This window comes from Rhodococcus sp. R1101, from assembly GCF_000278445.1.
Taxonomy (GTDB): domain Bacteria; phylum Actinomycetota; class Actinomycetes; order Mycobacteriales; family Mycobacteriaceae; genus Rhodococcus; species Rhodococcus gordoniae.
On sequence record NZ_AJVB01000308.1, the window covers coordinates 1 to 4,474 of the forward strand.

The window sequence follows — 4,474 nt, forward strand, 5'->3', positions numbered from 1 at the left end:
GAGCGGCGACAGCGACACGAGCCGCACCTTCGAACCCCCGCTGAAACTGAAGGTCGCGCGCGGCGCCGTGGAGACCTTCCGGCTCGTGCCCATGATCGTCACCTACGGCATCGGCCTCGGTGTGCTGTTCGCCTTGAACACTCTCGCCGTGCACTGGGGATACGCCGTCGCGGCACTGCTCGGTGGCATCGTGCTCATGAGCGCCGGAGCCGTGGCGTGCCTGGTGACGGTCGCCGCGAAATGGCTCGTGGTGGGACGGATCGGGCGTGTGGAGCATCCGTTGTGGAGTTCGTTCGTGTGGCGCAACGAGGTCTCCGACACCTTCGTCGAGACCGTCGCGGCACCGTGGTTCGCACGGGCCGCGACCGGCACCGCCGTGATGAACCTGTGGTTGCGGGCACTGGGATCGAAGATCGGCCGCGGGGTGTGGTGCGAGAGCTACTGGTTGCCCGAGGCCGACCTGGTGTCCCTGGGCGACGGCGCGACCGTCGAACGCGGTTGCGTTGTACAGACCCACCTGTTCCATGATCGGATCATGTCCATGGACACCGTGACCCTCGGCGCCGGCGCCACGCTCGGCCCCCAATGCGTCGCGTTGCCTGCCTCGGGCATCGGCGACGGTGCCACCGTCGGACCGGCCTCGCTGGTGATGCGTGGCGACGTCGTCCCGCAGTCCACCCGCTGGCAGGGCAACCCCATCGCGCCGTGGACCACACCGAACAGCTGGGCACCGCGGTGAAACCCATCAAGGCCGCCAAGCCCGTCGCGCCCGTCGCCACCGATCGTCCCCTCGACCCCTACCTGCCCGAGAGCGGGAACCGCGGTTTCCGCGTCTCGCGCTACGAGCTGGATCTGACCTACAAGGTCGTGTCCAACAGGTTGGACGGCCGGGCGAAGATCATCGCCACGACGACGGATGTGCGCGCCAAGTACTCGCTCGATCTTGCGCAGACGATGCGCGTCGCCAAGGTGACCGTCAACGGGCGACGACCCGCCAAGTTCGTCCACCGCGACGGCAAGCTCACCGTCACCCCGGCCGAGAAACTCCCCGCCGGGTCCGTGCTCGTCTTCGGCGTGCAGTACTCGGGTACCCCCGCCCCGTTGCGGACCATGTGGGGTGAGGTCGGCTGGGAGGAACTCGACGAGGGGTCGCTCGTCGCGAGCCAGCCGAACGGTGCGCCCACCTGGTTCCCCTGCGACGACCATCCCGGTTCGAAGGCCACCTACCGCATCTCCGTCACCACCGACGCTCCGTTCGTCGCGGTCGCGAACGGAACGCTCGTGCACAAGACCACCAAGGCCAGTCGCACCACCTGGGTCTACGAGCAACCCGAACCGATGGCGACCTATCTGGCCACAGTGCAGACCGGCCATTACGAGGTACGCACACTGGCGTCGGATCCGGTGCCGCAGTACGGGATCCATCCACCTCGCCTGCGCGCGTCGTTCGACCGTGATTTCGCGCGCCAGACCGAGATGCTCGAGGTCTTCACGCGCCTGTTCGGCCCGTATCCGTTCGCGCACTACACCGCACTGGTCACCGACGACGACCTCGAGATCCCCATCGAGGCTCAGGGACTGTCGACCTTCGGCGCAAACTTCTGCGACGGCACGGGCCGCGAAGAGCGGCTCGTCGCACACGAATTGGCGCACCAGTGGTTCGGCAACAGTCTCACCCTGTACCGCTGGTGCGACATCTGGCTCCACGAGGGATTCGCCTGCTACGCGGAATGGTTGTGGTCTGAGAACTCCGGCGGCAGGTCCGCGCACGCGCATGCTCTCGACGCCCACAGAGGGCTGGCCCGCAAACCTCAGGACATCCTCCTCGAGGATCCGGGCCCGAAGGACATGTTCGACGACCGCATCTACAAGCGCGGAGCCCTCACCTTGCACGCCCTGCGGGTGCACCTCGGCGACGAGCACTTCTTCGACCTCCTGCGGACGTGGACCGCGGAACATCGACACGGCAATGTGACGACGGCACAGTTCAAGGATCTCGCCGCGCGTTTCTCGGAGACCTCGCTCCGGTCGCTGTGGGAGGCCTGGTTGAGCACGACATCGCTTCCACCGGCCCCCTCACCCGGATAGGTCGGCTCGCTCGCCGGACCGTTACGGGCTCTTCGCAGTTGCGGGCGTAGGCCGAGAATGTAGAGCTGTCGGACGATTGGATGTGAGCCGTCAGGGGGTGCGAGCGTCGTAGTTCTCGCGGTTCGCGAGAACCTGGGCCATGTGTGTCTGCGCCCAGTTTCTGAGCCCGCGGGTCATGTGGTGGAGCGAGAGGCCGAGGTCGGTCAGCTCGTAGGAGACGGTGACAGGGACGGTTGGCGTCACGGTACGGGTGAGCAGACCATCGTGCTCCAGCGAGCGGAGCGTCTGGGTCAGCATCTTCTGGCTGACCCCGGCCAGAAGACGAGAGATCTCGGAGTAACGCATCGCCTTCGGAGCGTCTTCGTGTGCTGTACCAGGCCGGCCGGGGCTGTTGTCGCCGCCCAGCGCACACAGGATCAGGACGACCCACTTGTCCGAGATTCGGTCGAGCAGTTGCCGGCTGGGGCACCCTGCCAGGAACGCGTTGTACTCCATCTTGGCCTGAGCCCTCTTCTGGGCCGCCTTCATCGTCGTCACTGATCGCACCTCTCACCGATGGATGGGTTACGCACTCCCGAGTGCCTACTTCCCGACAGGAAGTTTCTCCCCAATGCTGATACAGGGAGGCAACAGGCGCCACCCCCCGAGTGCACGACGAAAGGCAACAGGATGAGCACACCCTCCCCCTCTCTTCCCGGCGGCACCTGGACTCTGGGTGACCTGACCGTCACCCGGTTCGGCTACGGCGCCATGCAACTGGCCGGGCCAGGGGTCATGGGGCCGCCCGCCGATCGCGAGGGTGCCCTGGCCGTGCTGCGCGAAGCGGTCGCCCTCGGCATCACACACATCGACACCAGCGACGCCTACGGGCCGCACGTCACCAACGAGTTGATCCGCGAGGCACTGCACCCCTATCCCGAGTCGCTGCACATCGTGACCAAGGTGGGCGCGACCCGCGACGAACAGGGCGGATGGCCTACAGCCCGCCGGCCCGAAGATCTGCGCCGCCAGGTCCACGACAACCTCGAGTCCCTCCGCCTCGACGTACTCGACCTGGTCGACCTCCGACTCGGCAACGCCGAAGGTCCCCGACCCGGCTCGCTCGCCGAGGCATTCGAGACACTCGTCGAACTCCAGCAGCAGGGCCTGATCCGCCACCTCGGGATCAGCAACGCCACCGAGGAGCAGGTCGCCGAAGCACAGAGCATCGCGCCGATCGTGTGCGTGCAGAACATGTACAACCTCGCCCACCGCCACGACGACAAGCTCATCGACCGGCTCGCTACCGACGGCGTCGCGTACGTGCCCTTCTTCCCCCTCGGGGGCTTCACACCGCTTCAGTCCTCGGCGCTCTCGGCGGTCGCCACTCGACTGGAGGCGACACAGATGTCCGTCGCTCTGGCCTGGCTGCTGCACCGATCACCGAACATCCTGCTCATCCCCGGCACGTCATCGACGGCACACCTGCGCCAGAACATCGCCGGTGCGGGACGCTCCCTCGCTCATGAGGACCTGACCGAACTGGACGACGTCAGCCGCTGAATGTCCTGGGGTCGACCGCCTCACAAGCCACGATCAACGGACAGCTCGACCACCTCCGCGGTTCCGCTCTCGGATTCCGCGACCTCACCGACTACCTCGCCAGATCCTTGCCGGAAACCGGCGGCGTCAGGCCACGACTACAACCTGGATTGTGGAGGGCCCAGTTACGGCTGCTGTGGTCCCCCGTTGCGCAAAGAGAGATCCAGGGTCCTCATGAGGTGCCCGACGCGAGTCCTCGACGTCGACGCGAGCGGGTAGCGCGAAAGTACGTCGACCAGTACCGGGGTCGCGCGTCGGCGTGCCTGCTCGATCATCGCGCTCCCGACTGCCGGGTCACCATCTGCTCGGAGCTCGGCTATGCGTGCAGCACTCGCAGCAGCCCGCAGAATGTGTCCGACCTGGGTGGCTCTCGCGATCGGGTGCAGATAGGCGGCTGCGGCGGCGTCGCCGGCACAGCGGGCGGCCAGAGAGACCGATTCGGTGGACGCTTGCTTCGCTGCCCGGTGTGCATCCGACGCAGTGACGCGCTGAAGTCTCGTCCGTCTCGCACCGCCGACGAATTCCCAGGCCGCATCGAGAGCAGCACGAGGACGTCGGTCCTGGGGAACGGCTTCTTCGAAGACCGGAAGCACGTCCTGCGCACTCTCCGCCACGTACTGCGTCACCACCCGCAGCTCGTTCATGGTCAGCTCGAAATCGCCGAAGACACTTCGCACCGGCTCGTTTCGACCCATGTACCGAAGCGTATGCCGCGGAACGCAGTCCCTACGAGAAAAAGGGGACCCGCCAAAGCGGATCCCCTCCTCAAAGCCGAAGACCCCCAACAATGTCGGGGGTCTTCGGT

The 4,474-nt window shown here is 66.4% G+C and carries 4 protein-coding genes and 1 pseudogene; 3 read left to right on the top strand and 2 right to left on the bottom strand.

All coding sequences use genetic code 11. From position 1 onward, the window contains the following. A pseudogene (locus tag R1101_RS27130) lies at nucleotides 1-739 on the top strand (amino acid adenylation protein); the annotation flags it as partial. After that, nucleotides 706-2,088, top strand: coding sequence for a M1 family metallopeptidase (locus R1101_RS0116615; RefSeq protein ID WP_016934503.1), 1,383 nt, complete (start codon nucleotides 706-708; stop codon nucleotides 2,086-2,088). The pseudogene R1101_RS27130 and the gene R1101_RS0116615, both read left to right, overlap by 34 nt. Before the next feature lie 90 nt (nucleotides 2,089-2,178). On the opposite strand, the gene R1101_RS0116620 is transcribed toward R1101_RS0116615, so the two are convergent. Then, on the bottom strand, nucleotides 2,179-2,625 hold the full coding sequence (locus R1101_RS0116620) for a winged helix-turn-helix transcriptional regulator (RefSeq protein ID WP_016934504.1): 447 nt from the start codon (nucleotides 2,623-2,625) through the stop codon (nucleotides 2,179-2,181). A 132-nt stretch (nucleotides 2,626-2,757) separates the two neighbouring features. Here R1101_RS0116620 and R1101_RS0116625 point away from each other — a divergent pair, with 132 nt between their 5' ends. Beyond that, nucleotides 2,758-3,630, top strand: a complete 873-nt coding sequence (locus R1101_RS0116625) for an aldo/keto reductase family oxidoreductase (RefSeq protein ID WP_026003367.1) — start codon at nucleotides 2,758-2,760, stop codon at nucleotides 3,628-3,630. Between the two features lie 164 nt (nucleotides 3,631-3,794). Here the strand turns inward: R1101_RS0116625 and R1101_RS0116630 are convergent, their stop codons facing one another. After that, a complete protein-coding gene (locus R1101_RS0116630) occupies nucleotides 3,795-4,364 on the bottom strand; it encodes a putative immunity protein (RefSeq protein ID WP_016934506.1) in 570 nt (189 codons plus the stop codon). Nucleotides 4,365-4,474 lie beyond the last annotated feature (110 nt).

What these genes read in the sequence shown, in the direction of transcription:
- R1101_RS0116625 (WP_026003367.1), top strand. Translation starts at nt 2,758, where the DNA reads ATGAGCACACCCTCCCCCTCTCTTCCCGGCGGCACCTGGACTCTGGGT.
- R1101_RS0116630 (WP_016934506.1), bottom strand. Translation starts at nt 4,364, where the DNA reads ATGGGTCGAAACGAGCCGGTGCGAAGTGTCTTCGGCGATTTCGAGCTG.